Annotated in this window: 9 protein-coding genes and 5 pseudogenes; 7 read left to right on the top strand and 7 right to left on the bottom strand. The window is 61.1% G+C overall.

The window, feature by feature from the left end; genetic code table 11:
- Positions 1–8 precede the first annotated feature (8 nt).
- From trxC to AC1D0I_RS23950, 3 genes are all read left to right on the top strand, one after another.
- Positions 9–464: a thioredoxin TrxC gene (gene trxC, locus AC1D0I_RS23940; protein ID WP_477398166.1), complete on the top strand. Its 456-nt coding sequence runs from the start codon at positions 9–11 to the stop codon at positions 462–464.
- Positions 465–784: 320 nt separating this feature from the next.
- Positions 785–1,348, top strand: a complete 564-nt coding sequence (locus AC1D0I_RS23945) for a hypothetical protein (protein WP_477398168.1) — start codon at positions 785–787, stop codon at positions 1,346–1,348.
- 32 nt (positions 1,349–1,380) lie between these two features.
- On the top strand, positions 1,381–1,971 hold the full coding sequence (locus AC1D0I_RS23950) for an NAD(P)H-dependent oxidoreductase (protein ID WP_477304564.1): 591 nt from the start codon (positions 1,381–1,383) through the stop codon (positions 1,969–1,971).
- A gap of 17 nt (positions 1,972–1,988) precedes the next feature.
- Here the strand turns inward: AC1D0I_RS23950 and AC1D0I_RS23955 are convergent, their stop codons facing one another.
- Both AC1D0I_RS23955 and AC1D0I_RS23960 read right to left on the bottom strand, forming a co-directional pair.
- A complete protein-coding gene (locus AC1D0I_RS23955; protein WP_477304562.1) occupies positions 1,989–2,972 on the bottom strand; it encodes a zinc-dependent alcohol dehydrogenase family protein in 984 nt (327 codons plus the stop codon).
- 202 nt (positions 2,973–3,174) lie between these two features.
- Complete coding sequence (locus tag AC1D0I_RS23960) at positions 3,175–3,672, bottom strand: sulfocyanin-like copper-binding protein (RefSeq protein WP_477304560.1); 498 nt, start codon at positions 3,670–3,672, stop codon at positions 3,175–3,177.
- 424 nt (positions 3,673–4,096) lie between these two features.
- Between AC1D0I_RS23960 and AC1D0I_RS23965 the strand changes: the two are divergent.
- From AC1D0I_RS23965 to AC1D0I_RS23975, 3 pseudogenes are all read left to right on the top strand, one after another.
- A pseudogene (locus AC1D0I_RS23965) lies at positions 4,097–5,463 on the top strand (basic amino acid/polyamine antiporter).
- Between the two features lie 13 nt (positions 5,464–5,476).
- A pseudogene (locus tag AC1D0I_RS23970) lies at positions 5,477–6,681 on the top strand (arginine deiminase).
- A 17-nt stretch (positions 6,682–6,698) separates the two neighbouring features.
- Positions 6,699–7,142: pseudogene (locus AC1D0I_RS23975) on the top strand (Rossmann-fold NAD(P)-binding domain-containing protein); the annotation flags it as partial.
- A 1,125-nt stretch (positions 7,143–8,267) separates the two neighbouring features.
- Here AC1D0I_RS23975 and AC1D0I_RS23980 read toward each other — a convergent pair.
- The 5 genes and pseudogenes from AC1D0I_RS23980 to AC1D0I_RS24000 all read right to left on the bottom strand — a co-directional run bounded on the left by AC1D0I_RS23980 (position 8,268) and on the right by AC1D0I_RS24000 (position 15,945).
- A complete protein-coding gene (locus tag AC1D0I_RS23980; RefSeq protein ID WP_477398170.1) occupies positions 8,268–9,599 on the bottom strand; it encodes a carbohydrate porin in 1,332 nt (443 codons plus the stop codon).
- A 388-nt stretch (positions 9,600–9,987) separates the two neighbouring features.
- Positions 9,988–10,203, bottom strand: a pseudogene (locus AC1D0I_RS23985) (ATP-binding protein); the annotation flags it as partial.
- A gap of 495 nt (positions 10,204–10,698) precedes the next feature.
- Positions 10,699–11,028 (bottom strand): annotated as a pseudogene (locus AC1D0I_RS23990) (IS110 family transposase); the annotation flags it as partial.
- Between the two features lie 313 nt (positions 11,029–11,341).
- Entirely contained in the window at positions 11,342–13,132 is a 1,791-nt protein-coding gene (locus AC1D0I_RS23995; RefSeq protein WP_477398172.1) for an adenylate/guanylate cyclase domain-containing protein, read from the bottom strand.
- A 1,724-nt stretch (positions 13,133–14,856) separates the two neighbouring features.
- Positions 14,857–15,945, bottom strand: coding sequence for an IS110 family RNA-guided transposase (locus tag AC1D0I_RS24000; RefSeq protein ID WP_477304533.1), 1,089 nt, complete (start codon positions 15,943–15,945; stop codon positions 14,857–14,859).
- Between the two features lie 226 nt (positions 15,946–16,171).
- On the opposite strand from AC1D0I_RS24000, the gene tnpA reads away from it, so the two are divergent.
- Entirely contained in the window at positions 16,172–16,642 is a 471-nt protein-coding gene (gene tnpA / locus AC1D0I_RS24005; protein WP_477398174.1) for an IS66 family insertion sequence element accessory protein TnpA, read from the top strand.
- The last annotated feature ends 236 nt before the right edge of the window (positions 16,643–16,878 follow it).

A 16,878-nucleotide genomic window follows, 5' to 3' on the forward strand; every position in this document is an offset into this window, starting at 1 on the left:
ATCGGTGAATGGCCTTGGCACAGCAGAACCTGGTGGTTTGCAGCAAATGCGGCGGGGTCAACCGCCTGCCGCCGGCTCGCAATGCGGGGGAGGCGAAATGCGGAAAGTGTGGGACCAAACTGTTTTCGGGGCACCCCCAGGACGTCGACGCCGAGACCTTCAATCGTCAGATTACTCGTAGCAGCCTGCCCGTTGTCGTCGACGTCTGGGCACCGTGGTGCGGCCCCTGCAAGATGATGGCGCTGGCTTACAATGCAGCAGCAAATGAACTGGAGCCGCGTGTTCGTCTGATCAAACTCAATTCTGACAATGAGCAGGCTGTTGCGGCCAGGTTCGGCATTCGCAGCATCCCGACCATGATCCTCTTTCATGGCGGACGAGAAACCGCACGCACATCCGGCGCAATGACAGCAGGCCAGATCGTCAGGTGGGTTCGCGACCGCCTTCCGACGGTCGCCGCCTGAAAATTGCCGCACCATGGATCCGTTCATTGCCCGGCTCGGACTGGCCCTGGCAATTGGCTTGCTCGTCGGTCTGGAGAACGCGGCTGGCGGGAGCGGGAGGTGCCCGATCGCAGCCGCACGGCCAGCATTCGTACCTTTGGAATATCCAGCGCTCGGCGGGATTCTGGCCGCACTCAGCACTCGGATGCGGTATCGGTGCTGGTCGGCGAATCGCCTGCTCGGTGCGTTGCGGCTGATCACGCATTCGGTCCGTGTATACGATCTGTCAGGCGCTGCTGGCGGCGCTGGCGGCAAATACGATCGGTCACCTGTCACTGGCGGTGTTTGCCGGTCCGATCAGGTTCTGGTCGCCGCTGGCCGCCGCAACCCTGGTCGCTGTGATCGCTGGCTACAGCGCTGCCGAGCGTCTACGAGAAACGAGCCTCTCACCCTTCTTTGACGCGGATCAAAGTCAAGTGCTGTCGCCGCTTTATGAAACTCGGTCAAAGGAGTTTGCCATGACCAAGCTGAATGACCTTACCGAGAAATTCCGGCATATCCGGCTCTTGCTTGYCCGTGAAAAGGGCCATCTGGAAGGTGACCGCCAAGAGGGCTGTGACGTGCTGGCTCCGTTGACCGACGAAGGCCGAATCGATGCCGACGAATGGAAGTTGCACAGGGCCTCCTGCAGTGTTCGCAGGTTTCGAACCGGCGAGGAAGACGTGATCGGCCGGCTGAGGCGCAAGCCCGGAGGACAGTGGTATTTCGACTATGCCGAAGGCGATCGCGACGACGAGATCGGCTTCCATCTTGGCGACGAACGCTTCGTGACCGGTGAATATGTGTCGATCCAACGCAGCGGCGCCATGCACACTTACCAGGTGGCGCGGGTAGAACGGCCTTGACGCCTCGGGGCCAAGCTCCCTGGGAGTAGACCATGTCGCGACGCATCCTGATTGTGGTCGGCCATCCCGACCCGTCCCCGGACCGACTCTGCCGCGGTCTCGCCAAGGCCTATGGCGAGGGCGCGGAAAAGGCGGGGCATGCCGTTCGCCGGATCGATCTGGCAACGCTTGATTTCCCAATGCTGCGGACGATGCAGGCGTTCGAACATGATGCGGTTCCCGACGAACTGAAGGACGCAGTCGAAGCGATCGTCTGGGCTGAGCACATCGTCTTTGTCTTTCCGCTGTGGCTCGGAACCATGCCGGCTCTGCTCAAGGCATTTCTCGAACAGGTCATGCGGCCAGGAACGGCCTTTGCCTACCCGGACAAAGGTGGCGGCTTCACCAAGGCACTGCTTCGCGGACGCTCCGCGCGCCTCGTGGTGACGATGGGAATGCCTTCCGTTCTTTACCGACTATGGTTCCTCGGTCACGGTATCGCCGCCATACGGCGAAGCATCCTGCATTTTGTAGGCATCAGTCCGGTACGCGAGACCTTGTTCGGCATGGTCGCGGGCACCAGCGATGCGACCCGCGCGAAGTGGATCCGGCAACTGCACGGACTGGGTGAACGGGCAAGATAACGCTCGTTGAATGTTAATCACGGCACCAGCACGGCGGCGCCGGTCAACCTCCCTTCCCTCAGATCGTCCAGCGCCTGATTGGCCTGTTCCAGCGGATAGACCTTGGTATGCGTGCGAACCTGCGCGCGCTTTGCAATGGGAAAGAACTCTTCCGCGTCGCGGCGCGTCAGGTTTGCCACCGATACAAGTTCACGCTCTTCCCAGAGTAATGCGTATGCCATCGCTGGAATGTCACTCATGTGAATGCCGCCGCAAACCACCCGGCCACCCTTGCGGACAGCACGAAACGCGATCGGCACCAAGTCACCGACAGGAGCGAAGATGATCGCGGCATCGAGCTGCTTGGGCGGAGATTCATCCGAACCGCCTGCCCAAGCTGCTCCGAGCGAGCGCGCAAATTCCTGTGCTTCTTTGTCGCCCGGCCGGGTGACAGCGAAAACCTCTCGACCTTGCCAGATCGCGATCTGGGCGACGATATGCGCGGCGGCGCCGAAGCCGTAAATCCCGAGCCGCTTGCTATCACCGGTTTTCCTCAGGCATCGCCAGCCGATCAGGCCCGCGCAAAGCAGCGGCGCCAGCGATACGGGGTCGGCATCTGGGTCCAGATCGAAGGCGAATTGGGTGTCTGCAATGGCACGGCTGGCGAAGCCGCCGTCGCGCGTATAGCCCGTGAAATCTGGCTGATCGCAAAGATTTTCACTCCCTGCGACGCAGTAGGAACAACGCCCACAAGTGTGCCCGAGCCAAGGCACGCCCACTCTGCGCCCGATCCTGGAACGCGCGACGCCCTTGCCAACAGAATCGATGATGCCGACGATTTCATGACCCGGGATGAGCGGCAGCTTTGGATGAAGCAGATCCCCATCCGCCACATGCAGATCGGTCCGGCAGACCGCGCATGCCTCGACCTTAAGCCCGATCTCGCCCACCCCAGGTATCGGATCGGGCCTGTCGACCAGTTTCAAAGGGGTGCCGACGCTTTCAAGCATCATTGCTCTCATGACGCGCTCCATACGCCGCGGAAAACAACGCCGAGACCGCCCAGTCTGTTTGGTCGAGCCAGCGTTCGGCCCAGCCGTTGACTTTGCCTTCGGTCGTAACCTTGCCGTCGTGCGGCGGCCAAACCGACAAGACCAGCGATCCCGGCGAGCTTTCAAAAACTGCGACAGTCGCAGGCCAAAGGGTTGCCAGGTGGCCCAAGGCCTATGGATCGACGGTGAACTCGGCCCACATACCGGCTCCATAGTGACCTGGTACGTTGCAGATAAGCAGGTATTTTCCAGCCTTCAGTTCGACGGTCAATGCGCCTGATTTGCCGGGATCGAGCTCCGAGACCTCGCCCTTGTCGCCAGCTTTGTCTTCGTCGACCCGGTTCTCGGCCTCAAGGTAGGGAAGCGGCTTGCCGGGATCCGCAAGGTACATCACGATCATTTCGTGGACGGTGTCCTTGGAGTCATTTTTCACATTGAATGTGACCTCCCCGGCCTTCACAGCACCTGGCGAAGCCGTGATGCCCATAGTCGCCTTTGCGAGATCGAGGCCCGGCACCGCATAGGCGAGACCCATAGGCATCTCCATGCTCGCGCCTTTGTCCCACAGCGAAATCTGGACAAGCGCCGCAGCCTGGACGGCGCCCGCACTGCCGGCCACGAGCATTGCGGCAGCAAGCCCGAGCGCTGCACTCCTCGATATTGTTTTCATGGTGATCCTCTTTCAGGACGGCAGCGGAAGCGCTCTACATCCCGACCGTCATCCTGCTCTTGGCATCACCCGCCGTCCTTGCGCCAGATCAAACTGACCGGCGCAAGCATGATCGGCGCCGCCGATGCAAATGTCGGCGGTTGTCAGGTTGAATTGGCAATGTCGGACCGAAATCTACCCAAGGCACGGCGATCGGGAAAACTGGCTTGGCACCCTAAGGCTGCCTTTGCTGTTCAGCCAACGGCTATTGACCCGTATCAAAGCTGCCAGCCTTGTCTTCCTGTTTAATGCCTCCCATCAGAGCCTTCAAATTTGGGAGAGCATCATGACTACTGCCGGAATCAACATCCCTATCCCTGGAGTCGCGACGTCGGCGTCGCCGAAGCTTCGACTCGGTTCGCTGACCGCATTGGTCATTGGGTCGATGGTCGGTTCTGGCGTGTTCAGCCTGCCGCAGAACATGGCCGCCGGGGCCGGTCCTCTTGCCGTCATGATTGGCTGGGCGATCACCGCCGTCGGCATGCTGGCGCTGGTGTTCGTCTATCAATCGCTTGCAACCCGCAAGCCCGAGCTCGACGCCGGGCCCTACGCTTATGCCAGCGCGGGCTTCGGCCCCTTCATCGGCTTCAACAGCGCCTGGGGCTACTGGATCAGCGCCTGGGTCGGCAACGTCTCCTACGCGGTGATCGTCTTTAGCGCCCTGTCCTATTTCTTCCCGGCCTTCGGGGACGGAAATACCTGGCAGGCTGGCTCGGCGCATCGATCCTGCTGTGGCTGATCCATGCCCTGGTTCTCGCCGGCATCCGGCAGGCCGCCGTCGTGAACCTCATCGTCACGGTGGCGAAGATTGCTCCAATCGTCCTGTTCGTTGGGGTTGTTGCCGTCGCCTTCAAACTGCAAGTCTGGTCTCTCGACTTCACCGGTTTCGGCAACGCCGGTCTCGGCTCGATCACCGCCCAGGTGAAGAGCACGATGCTGGTGACCCTGTGGGTCTTCATCGGCATCGAAGGCGCTAGCGTATTCTCCGGCCGGGCTGAGCGCCGAAAAGACATCGCCATGGCGACAGTCCTCGGCTTCTTCACTTGTCTCGCCCTCTACGCCCTGGTGTCGCTGCTGTCGCTCGGCATCCTCAGCCAACCTGACCTCGCCGCGCTGAAGAACCCGTCCATGGCGGGCGTGCTGGAGGCGGTCGTCGGTCCCTGGGGGGCTGTCCTAATCAACATCGCGCTTGTCGTGTCGGTGATCGGCGCCTTCCTGAGCTGGACGCTGCTTGCAGCCGAAATTCCGCACGTCGCCGGCAAGGACGGGACGATGCCGAAATTCTTCGGCTCGGAGAGCGGGCGCGGCGTGCCGTCGACTTCGCTTCTTATCACCAACCTGCTCGTCCAGGCTTTCCTGGTAATCACGCTTTTCGCGCAAAGCACCTATCAGGCGCTGTTCTACATCGCGTCGGCCGCAATCCTGGTTCCTTACATCTTCTCTGGAGCTTATGCGGCCAAGCTCGCGCTGACCGGAGAGAGCTACGAGAGTGGCGAACAGCGCATCGGACCGCTTTTCGCCGGGTTGCTGGCAACGGTATACGGGCTGTGGCTCGTCTACGCGGCAGGGCCGGCCTACCTCTTCATGTGCGCGATCCTCTACGCGCCAGGCATCATCTTCTACATCTGGGCGCGCCGTGAAACCAATCAGCGCGTGTTCCATCCTGCCGAAGCGGCGCTCGCCGGAACCCTGATCGCTGTCGCCATCCTCGCCGTTTACGAGATGTGGACCGGCGCCATCAGCCCGCTGTGAAAGGATTGGTTCGATGACGAACCTGGGTGTCCACTCCGAAGTCGGCCGTCTGCGCGAGGTGATGGTCCATCGTCCTGACCTCAGCCTGCGCAGGCTAACACCGGAGAACTGCAAGGCGCTGCTTTTCGACGACGTCCTGTGGGTCAAGCGGGCCCGCCAGGAGCATGACGTCTTCGTGGATGCGTTGCGCGAACGCGGCGTTCTGGTGCATTCCTTCGGGGAACTCCTCGCGGAGACAATGAGCCTGGCCAAGGCCCGCGACTGGCTCCTCGACCGCCGGGTCCATCCCGGCGTCGTTGGGCTGGATATGGTCGGCGAGATGCGGGGATGGCTCAACGAGATGCCGTCAGGGCAGCTGGCATCTTACCTTGTCGGCGGCATCGCCCGGGCGGAGCTTCCTTTTGAACCCAAAGGCCTGACTGGAAGGACGCTCCTCCCCCAGGACTTCGTGCTGCCGCCGCTGCCGAACCAGCTCTTCACCCGTGACAGCTCCTGCTGGATTTACGGTTCGGTCTCGGTCAATTCCATGTACTGGCCCGCCAGGCGCCCGGAAGCGGCCAATGTCGAAGCCGTGTACCGCTTCCATCCCCACTTTCGCGAAAGTGGGGCTCCTTTCGTGTCGCCAGACTTGGGAACAGGGACCAGCCTTGAAGGCGGAGATGTCATGCCGATCGGGGGCGGTACGGTTCTCGTCGGCATGGGAGAGCGCACCACGCCGCAAGCCGTGGGCGACTTGGCGCGCAGCCTCTTCGCGGCTGGCGAGGGGACGCGCGTGATTGCCGCCTTGATGCCACGCGATCGCAGTTTCATGCATCTCGACACCGTCTTCACCTTCTGTGATCGCGACCTGGTCACCATGTATCCGCCCGTCGTTGAGCGGTTGCGCACCTTCTCGCTGCGGCCGGGCGATGGAGAAGCGGCGGTCGAGGTCACCGCTGAGACCAAACCGTTCACCGCAGTGGTTGCTGAAGCCCTTGGTCTGAAGTCGCTGCGCATCATCGCCACAGGTGGCGACCGTTACGAGGCCGAGCGCGAGCAATGGGATGATGGCAACAATGTCGTTGCGGTCGAGCCCGGAGTGGTCATCGGATACGACCGCAACGTCTACACCTGCGTCGAGCCGGAATTGAAGTGATCACTGTCGAGGGCGCCGAACTCAGTCGCGGCCGCGGCGGCGGCCACTGCATGACCTGTCCGATTGTCCGCGACGCGACTTGACCAGAGAGGAAATCCACATGTCGATCAACCTTCATGGCCGCTCCGTCTTGACCCTGGACGATCTCACGGCCGACGAAATCCGCTTTCTTCTCAAGCTGGCCGCTGACCTCAAGGCGGCCAAGCTCGCCGGGCACGAGATCCCGCGTCTCGTCAGGAAAAACATCGCTCTGATCTTCGAGAAGGATTCGACGCGCACACGGACGGGGTTCGAAGTCGCGGCCTACGACCAGGGCGCTCACGTCACCTATTTCGGGCCCACGGGCAGCCATATCGGCCACAAGGAATCCATGAAGGATACAGCGCGCGTGCTCGGCCGCATGTATGACGCGATCGAGTATCGCGGCTTTGGCCAACATCAGGCCGAACTGCTTGCCGCGCATGCTGGCGTGCCGGCCTACAACGGTCTCACCGACGAGGCGCATCCGACGCAGATCCTCGCCGATTTGATGACCATGCGTGAATTCACGCACATGGGCACGCGCCACAGCGAGTTGGACAATGCACGGAAGTTTTCGAACGGGATCACCGCTGTGCTCTATGCATTCAACAGCGGCGCGTCGACTGTCGTCATATCGGGCATCAATCCCGGCTCGACCGGCCATGTCTACAACGAACTCGGCTTGAGGAGGCTTCATAGCGACATGGACAGCTCGATCTTGCTGAAGCTACGCGACTTCGTTGCCACATCAGCCTAGCTGCAGCTAACACTATTGCAATTACAGAGCATCGGGCGGTGTTAACCAGTTAATACTTAGCTGCCTCGAGCGGCGACGTGAGCAGGCCTCGGGCTCACCAACGCCAAGGTAGCCGCGGGAGCAGCTGTCGTATCGCCATCTGAGAGAGCACCGCAGACTGGCAGTGGAACTGGGGATGCCTGCCACAGCGGCAGCCCGGTCGATACCGCGACTTCAGGATCGGCCGTGAAGAGATTGGCKCCACGGCCTATTCGCACGTGTGAAGCGGCCGGCCATCCTGTTGCTCAACGAGTAGACGCCCCGCGGGTTTCTGGCCAGCGGGGCGCTAAACTGAACCCTGAGCGAAGCTCAGCTCTGCACTCATTCAAGGTTCCCAAAACGGAGAAGGTTAGTCTCCAGCACCCTTCCCGCTACCACCTTCAAAGTCCAAACAATTCTCCGGTCCCCTCATGGCTTCCCGGTAGCCCAGCGTTTGCAGGGTGTGTGGCCAAAGGCTGGGGAGTGCCGCAGCGCCCCAAGCGTGCAAATTGCTCTCTGAACGCCGATCATTCTCCGAAGCTGGGGAGTAGCGCTAAAAATCCCTAGGTTTTGACGACAGCAATATCAATGGTCTAGCGTCGGCCTTGCTGCCGCCAGTTTTGCGGTTCGCTCGCCTGTCCAAACAAGACCACAACTATGCCATCTCTTGCCAGGTCCGGCTTGCACCAGCTCCGGACATCGCCAAGCCACTACTCGGACGTCGCGTTTGGGGCCGGAAGTGGACGGGCAGCTTTTCGGGAAGACAATGTTAAGAGCAGCCGTTCCGTTGGCACCTCATAGCGGCCATCCAAGCTTATTGCTCCCTTAAATCTGATGGAACGAACGCGTGCGAGTCACTCCGGCGAGAGCAGTTCAAAAGTCGATGGTGCTTCTGACTCCAACAACGAGGGCGTTGGGGATTGCCTGGCCGGTCGCATCATCCGCAGCTCCTCCGCCGGGATGGACAATGTACTGGAAATCCGGCTGAATATTCCACCATGGTGCCGCGACGAAGTCGTAATTCACCTCGAATATGGTCTCGCCGGAACGTATCGGATACGCTGTGCCTGTTTCGGTTGCGGTGTCTCTATCAAGATTCGATGCCGCATGGCTGATAGCTGAATGACTAACGCCAACGGTCAACGTATCGTCTTTGCGCGTTGGCGATAGGCCCGTAAAGGCCAGGCCTACGTCGACACCCCACGCGACCAGATTCCTGTCAGAAGGCGCCAACTGCCCGCGCAAGAAGCCACCGACTTTGGTGCCGCTTCCCTCAAACAGCGTCTGGTCGACCAGCGCGTAGACACCCCAGTTCCCCGAATGCATGACCGAACCCACCGCTTGAGGCGACGCGAGCGGCACCACACTGCCCGAACCGCTCAGGCCATATCGCTCATCGGCAAACGTGCTGGTGTGATACCAGCCGCCGAGCTTGTAAGAAACCGATGGCCCGTCCGCAGCACCGTCCGGATTGAGTTCGTACGCCAGTTCGGCCATCAGCAGGGCGCCACCGGCCGAACTGAAGGTGGTGCCGTGTAGGTTGCAAACCTGCGGATCGTTTTGGCAATCTCGTCCGGCCGGGTCGCCGCTGAAAAGCCCACTGCGCACGACAAGTTTCGGCTTGAGGTAAACGGCTGAAACCACACCGAGCGTCGCAAGCGGATAGGCCGGTCCGCCGCTCGGCAAATCCGAGGCATTCAGCACAGGCCATCCAAACGCACCGTTTAGCAATTTCCCGGCTGAATTGCTCGTTGCGAAATCCTCGTCCGCCGCAACCTGCCCCAACCTGACAAAACTGCCGTCTGCAAACGTTTGCTGGACCCAGGCGGTGAAGAGCCGCGTCGTCGGAACCGCATCGATGTTACTCGGATCGCCGAGGCTGGCAACCTCAGCGGCGACATTGCGATCATTGAGATCGTGTATTTGATACACCGTCACATGGGCAGATCCACCCTGCCACCGACCCATCTTCTCAAAATCGAGGTCCAAGTTGACGTCGAATCGTCCTTCGTAGGTCGCGCCCTGGCGGATGCCGCCACCCGCCACATCCATGACCTCGCTCACGTAATCGAGGGTGAACTTAATGCCTTTGTCCTCAAGCGCCGTCCGGTCGCCATTCCAGTCCCCAGTGAGGTGATCCCACTGCCAGATTGAGCTACCTGCTTGGCCGGACGCGTCGGCGGCGCCGGCCGGAGCCGCGAGCAAGATTAAATCCGCCAAAAAAATGAATGACAGCGACCGTTGCAACCGACCGCATCGGGACTTCACTTGGCATCCTCCACAATAGGCAAAACCTCGACCACAGACATCATCCCACGACCTCGTGCTCAAGGATGTGGCAGTGCATCACAAATCTCCCGACGTGCACCGGCTCGAGTTCGTTTTCTGCGTTCCGATCAAAATCCCGGCGGCCGGCCCAGCGAATTTGGTGCCGCTGCCGTTGGCTGTCAATGACGCGGAATCGGACCTCGTATTTTCGCGCAAAAGGGACCCCGGCTTTCGGTTGTGGGAGGCACGCCGGTAAGCGCCCGATCAGGCGGAGCTGGTCGGGGTTGCACAGCCTGATCGGGCGCGGCTGATTAGCTTTTCGGCTTTAGCTTTGAGATCGGCTTTTGAAGCGCCAGGACTCGTTTCCGGTCTCGACGATCTCGCAGTGGTGAGTGAGGCGGTCGAGCAGCGCGGTAGTCATCTTGGCATCGCCAGCGAAGACGCTCGGCCATTCCCCGAAGGCAAGATTGGTGGTGATGATGATCGAGGTGCGTTCATAGAGCTTCGAGATCAGGTGGAAGAGCAACTGCCCGCCGGCCCGGCGCTATCATAAGCAACCGGCGTAACGCCCTTGTGGCTCCACCGAAGATTTGCGTAGTTGGAATCCCCCGACTGAAAAGCGTAGACGCCTTCCATAGGGCCATTCGTGCGGTTAAGCGCCTCCAAGAGATACTGCACTGGAGGCCGCGCCTGTTGGAAAGCTCCTGCGATTGCTACGCGACCGTTAAGGCATATTACCACAACTCCTGCTAAGCCGCTAAACCTGCTGAAGGCAGCGCAGAAGCTACCAAGTCGGCATCGCTTAACCGCTATCCCCAGGTTCCCACCCGGTTGGACCGTGCCGAAAAGAATAACTGGCTGAGATTTCGAACCCGGACTGCGAAGGCTGCCAGGCCCGACATTCGACCGTGATCCGTGGGTGCTCGATGCGAATGATGTTAAACGAATTTGCAGCTTGGCGAAGYCGCGATGAAACCGCCGTTCCCGCTTGAATGAGCAGCGCGGCGTAGCCGTCGACAAGGTAGCGCCGTGCGCTCGGCACGAAGCGCATAGTCGGTCGTGTCACGGCCTCGCAGATGGCTTCTGCGTCTGCAGCATCATTCTTCTGCCGCTTCAGATAGGGCTTCACATACTGTGCCGGCAGTAGTCGCACATCGTGGCCACGTGCGATCAGCTCGCGAGCCCAGTAATGCGATGAACTGCACGCCTCGATCCCCACCAAGCATCGCGGCAAGCTCTCGAAGAACGCCAGTACGCGCCTACGAGTCAGCTTCCTGCGAACGGAAACCTCACCAACCGCATCCACGCCGTGCACTGGAAACACGGACTTCGCAATATCCAGACCGACCGTCATAACGTTGCTCATCATAGCGCTCCTCCATCTCTGATCCCCCGAACATACCGCAGGGAGGGAGGAGAGCCGTCCACCGCATCAGAAGYGGACTGGCAGCTTCACGGTGCGGACCGTGAAAACCGGACGTTCAGGTGGACGTGGGCATGGTCGTTATCTAACCCCGGTGGGGACAGCCGGCTTGGCCGCATCAGGGGCACGGACAGCACCGATCCTGCTCAGCCTACAATTTCGTCGCGGGTTAGACGCCCCGTATTTTTTGAAGCACAGGAAGGAGACCCGAGACGATGTCTTTCTGCAAGACAGACAGCTCGATTCCAATTTGCATTTAAGCCGGGAGGCCAACTTTGCTGAGGCCCTCGGACAGATGGTCAACGTCGGCTTGATCGCGGAAGGGGAGCCGTCCAACATGCTCGGCAAAGGAGTATTTCGGATTGATCTCCATCAGTTCGCGCCAGACCCGGCCGGCTTCCTCGGCCTTGTCCAAATGGCCGAGCGCGACAGCAAGAAAGGCGCGAGAGAGGTCGGTCTTCGGGGCGAGCTGTATACGCTCCCTGAACAGCGCCGTGGCAGCTTCGAATTTGCCGGCGACAAGATAGGCGGAGCCGAGAAAGTGGATGTACAGCTGCTTCAACGCGGGATCGAGCCGGATGGCTTGTTCGATATGGGGAATAGCCGCGAGGGGCTGGCCGCCATAGATGTTGACGATGCCGCGCGAGTTGTGCGCCTGAGCGTAGTTCGGATTGAGATTCAGCGCCGCGTCCGCTTCAGCCGCGGATCGGTCGAGATCCTTTTTCCATAAGTAGAAGACCGAGGCGACATAGTGCACGAAGGCAACCTGCGGACTCTTCTGCAGGGCTAACTCGACATCGCGCTCAGCCTTTTCAAGCGACTCGCTCCAGCCATCCGTCCAATGGAACTGCCAGTTGAGCACCTCGGCCATTGCGAGGCCGGCATAGGGTTCGCCATAGCTCGAATCCTGGGCGATCGCTTGCGCGAACAGGTCGATCGAGCGCTCGAACACGTCGCGGTTCCTGATGGCCCCCCACAGCGCCTCGCGCCCGAGCAGGAAAAAGTCGTGTGCCTTGCTGCTGGTTGTTTTGACAGCACCAAGCATCGCGGCTTCGCTCGGGCTCAGTTTGATCATCAGCGCGTCGACGATCCGCCGGGTGACCTCGTCCTGGACCTCGAAGACGTCGCTGAGTTCGCGATCGAAGCGGTCGGCCCAAAGGTGTCCGCCGGTTTCCGCATCGATCAGCTGTGCGGTGATCCTTACACGGTTGCCGGCGCGGCGGATGCTCCCTTCGAGCACTGAGCGGACACCGAGTTCACGGGCCACCTGCCGCACGTCGACAGCCTTGCCCTTATAGGTGAAGCTGGAGTTGCGCGCGATCACCAGCAGGCCGCTGACCTTAGAGAGGTCGGTAATCACATCCTCGGTTATCCCGTCGGCGAAATATTCCTGCTCAGGATCGCCGCCCATGTTCTGGAACGCCAACACGGCAATTGAAGGCTTGTCGGGCGGCGCGAGCTGTGGCGAAGGCTTCTCCGGCACAGCGGGCTCCGCAGGTGTCGCGGGCTTCGCCTGAGCGGGGACTCCGACTTGCAGCGAATAAACTCGGACCGGATCGGCGATATTTTTGAGTTGCCCCGCGCCGCGATCGTTGATTGCGAGATCGAGCCTCGCCTTGACCTGCCAGTATGCTTGCTCGGAGAGACAGATGCTGCCAGGCTCGCAAATGCCTTCGAGCCGCGCGGCGATATTGACGCCGTCGCCCATCAGATCGCCGTCGCGCTCCTCCACGACATCGCCCAGATGGATGCCGATGCGAAAGTCGATGCGGCGGTCCGGCGGCAGCCCGGCATTGCGCTCAACCATGCCATTCTGCACCTCGATGGCGCAGCGCACGGCCTCCACGACGCTGCGGAACTCGACGAGGGCTCCGTCCCCGGTGCGCTTGACCACGCGACCATGATGCACGGCGATCGTCGGATCGATCAGATCGCTCCGCAGCGCCCGCAGCCGCGCCAGGATGCGATCCTCGTCCGCGCCGGCGAGCCGGCTGTAGCCGACCACATCCGAGACCAGGATCGCTGCTATTTTCCGGGTCTCACTCACGTCGTGCTCCCTCTATCCAGCCTACTGCAGCCAGATCAGTGCCGTCCTTCTCAACATAGAGCCGTTAAGCACAGGGAAGATAGCCCCGAGCCATTGGTCGGATGGTCCGCATAGGATCGACCCGAGTCGTTCGAGACAGGTCGGCGAAGCGCCAGACCTGGCGCAATCAAGACGTCCAGCCCTGTCAGCCGCGTCTGCTTTGAGGCAGCGGCTAAGCAAATCTCTAGGGCCGACATGCGGCGCATAGCAGACATTCAGTCGCTGACCGACCGCGCCTCGGTCGCTTCATCCCCTCCACGTCGCAGAGCGGAGAACGGCCTGCATATGCTCTGCCAAGTCGAGCTCACACCTCCCCTCGATTTCTAAAAGATACCGAGCCTTGGCTAGGCAGTCCGCCTCCCCAACTGCAGGGTAGCCGCAGATGGCGAGCAACGCCCTCTCCTCCTCCCGGCTCGCTCTGTCGGACTGGCTGCGGCCACCGCCCTTGTGATGCAGGGCTTCAGCGAACGCAGCATAGCTTATGCGCCTCCATCAGCGCTTGCAGACTATCGGACGGTCCTCGGTCTTGACCTGGCGGTTCGGTACAGAGCGCCGTTGCCGCAACTGTTGAGGCGACGACTGCGCTGCCAGAATGGAGGAGCAAGGCGCGGCGGTTGATCCTAGACGTGGCGGACTCTCCATTTGCTTTGAAGCCTATTAAGCCAGTGACCTAAGCCGGCTAGACCGTAACACGATGGTTTACGCGTTCCTGTCAGGATGGAGAGGCTACTGGCAGACGACAGTCAGGACAGCCAGGCGATGCGCAGCGCCGGCGGATGGCGGCCCGACGAACCCTCCGGTGGACGCTTGGATTTGGTGGCGGACGTATCGCCTGCGCTCTTTCCATCGGGACCGTGAAGCCTACGCATCCGCAGTACGGAAGATGGCGCCAGCCGGCAAGCCAGCGCTCGGCCGCTATCTTACGGCCGACGCTGGCGATGTCGGCAATCGGGTCCGTAGTAAGCCTCTCTCCCGGCAGCCGAACCGGCCGCCCATCGCTAGCCACCGCAGGCCAGGTCGACGCGGTTCGACTTTGACTATCCACCACCTCGTTGTGTGCCGGCGAGAGGCTGCCTCAGCGCCGTCCCTGACTACGCCCCTTTCCCGGCCTCATCCTCATCAAAGTGCGGAAACGGCTCCCGCACATTGCACTAACTCACGGGGATAGCTGAGAAATCGACATTCTCGCAAGGTGCAGTAAACATGCGTACATTGCGAAATCACTATCTAACGCATTGAAAAACAAAGACCCGTCCGCCGCGCAATGTACTCCATTTTATCTTGCCATCTTAATCGGTTGTGTTTGGCGATACTTTGTAACCATCGTCTTTCCTCCTTCAGGATGCGATAATATACGAATCTATGCTCTGCGCTACGATTCCGCGTTCTGGCGTTGAGTTCCGATGCGCCGTGCAATCTTCCGCGCTCTGCGACGGGCTGTTTTGGCTGCATGAGTGCAGCGCTCGAACCATCGTGGCGCACTTTTCCATCGGACTGACGGAGCATCGTCACAGGCAATCGAGCGCGGTCCGGCCGTCTGTCGATCGGCGCGGCCGCAGGCAGGATAACGTGCGTTCCGTCGTTCCTGGTCTGCATCGGTCCTCATCCGCCGGAGCGGATCTCCCTTGTTCAGATGGCGTCGGTCAGCGGGCCGGCGCCATGCGTTTCAAATGCCGCCGCACTGCTCATCGATGCGCTCCCAGCAGCTTGCGGTCCTTGACATGGGCGCGCCGCTCGGCGGCGTCCTCACTCGCGGCCGGATCGCCGACGTAGAACGTTCCATCGCTCCACATGGCGTGCATGATCACCGCCAGCTTGCGTGCCACCGCGACACAGGCTTTGCGGTGGCAGGAGCGTTTGGCGATGTCCCGGCCCCAGCTCTTGACCCTGTCCTTGCCCTTGAAGCGCGTCATCAAACCTGACGCCGCTTCGTAGAGTGCGCGCCGCACGTCCGCGTCGCCGGCCTTGGAGATGCGGCCCTGAACGTCGATCGAGGTGCCTGACTGCCAGCGCCGCGAGGTCAGGCCAAAATAGGCCGCGACGTCGCGCGAGCGGTGGAAGCGGGTGGGATCGTCGATCGCCGTCATGAACGAAAGCGCCGTCACCGGACCGACGCCGGGGATGGCCATGAAGCGCCGGCACGGTTCGCTGCGCGCCACCGTTTTGACGACGAGATCGTGCAGGCGGCAGTACTGTTTCCACAGTGCCGCGCGCGCCGACAGCATCGCGTCCATCAGCTCGCTCGACAGCGGATCGTTCGCCACTGCCACCCGCACCGCCAGATCGAAGGCTCCGCGTCCGACCTTGCCCAGACGGATGCCAAACGACTTCAGCGAATGGCGGATGGCGTTCTCCAGGTCGAGGAACTTAGCCTTCAGATTGCGCCGGTGGGTCAGCAGAAGCCGCGTTCGATAGCAGCTTTCCGACTTGATATAAGCCTGGCGGAACCAGCCGGTGCGCATGATGTGGGCGATGCCGAGTGCATCAGCCTTGTCGGTTTTGTTGCGCTGCGCCGACATCGCGGCGCGCACGTGTTGCGTCTCCAGGCAGATGGCCGGCAGGCCAAGTTTCTTGAGTTCCGGATGCAGCCAGGGCGACAGCGAGCCTGCCTCGTGGCCGACGCGGCGAAGTCGCCCGAGAAAGGGCTTGAGGATTCCGAAGATCGCTTCCGGATCGGTCACCACCGCCGCCTCCAGATGCACCGCGCCCTCGTCGTCGACGACGCAAACCGCTGTCTCGTCCATCGCCACGTCCAGTCCACAAAAGAATTCCATCGTCCGCCTCCTGCGCTGTTTGACAGGTGCAGAATGTGCCGCCGAACTGCCGACCATCGCCAGCGGAGCCGCGGCTGACACACAGCTTTGCAGCCCTTCCATGCGACCGCCCCGATTACGGGCGGCAATCTTAATCGGTCGTATGTAAGCGTCCGGTCTCTGCACCCAGATTGAGTAGTGCATTTGCGCGACATGTCGGGCTCCTTCGTAGCATGGAGGATCTCCGGTGAATTTGAGACATTTCGAGAACAAGGCGCGGCAATCCTATTGGGTGGTTCACGTCGAGGCGTGGCAGCGCAGCGGTCTGACCCGGACGGAATATTGCCGCGTGCATCGCCTGACGAAGGACACGCTTGATCGCTGGCTGAAGTACTTTGCGGGCAACGACGCGGCCCGTAAGCAGGCGGAATTGCGCCGTCAGAAGCGCCTGGAAGAGCGAGCGAAGCGGCAGAAAAAGGGAACTCGGCAGCGCTTTGCGATAAGCGCGGATGTTCGCAACCGTGGTGTCCAGGCGTTCTGGGCCATGCATGTTGAAGCCATGAACTGGAGCGGCATGGCGTTCGCGAATACACCGCTGCGCTGCATCTTTCGCCGTATTCGCTGCGCATATGGCGTGACCGATTGGACGAGGGCGAGGTCGAAATCGACTGGCGGGCGCATCTTCATTCCTCCGCCAAGTCCAGGAGATTCTGGCTGATGCGAGGCCTGGGCTCGCGGTTACATACGTCGAGCAGGCTTCAGTCTTGCTGGCGGGGCCGGTTGAATGYCTGCGGGGCGGATTGATTGTTGGTGCCCCAGCGGCTGCTCAACGGCGCCAAGGAACGCGGATCAGCCTCGACTGATCCTTGCGCCGCGACCGCGACCGTCAAGCCTCGTCGCCGGCAATGTCTTCTGTGGATGGCTCCCGCGATGCAAGGGGTGATTTGACGTTTT

The organism is Mesorhizobium sp. P2_D1, from assembly GCF_056404455.1.

What these genes read in the sequence shown, in the direction of transcription:
- trxC (WP_477398166.1), top strand. Translation starts at nt 9, where the DNA reads ATGGCCTTGGCACAGCAGAACCTGGTGGTTTGCAGCAAATGCGGCGGG.
- AC1D0I_RS23950 (WP_477304564.1), top strand. Translation starts at nt 1,381, where the DNA reads ATGTCGCGACGCATCCTGATTGTGGTCGGCCATCCCGACCCGTCCCCG.
- AC1D0I_RS23955 (WP_477304562.1), bottom strand. Translation starts at nt 2,972, where the DNA reads ATGAGAGCAATGATGCTTGAAAGCGTCGGCACCCCTTTGAAACTGGTC.
- AC1D0I_RS23960 (WP_477304560.1), bottom strand. Translation starts at nt 3,672, where the DNA reads ATGAAAACAATATCGAGGAGTGCAGCGCTCGGGCTTGCTGCCGCAATG.
- AC1D0I_RS24000 (WP_477304533.1), bottom strand. Translation starts at nt 15,945, where the DNA reads ATGGAATTCTTTTGTGGACTGGACGTGGCGATGGACGAGACAGCGGTT.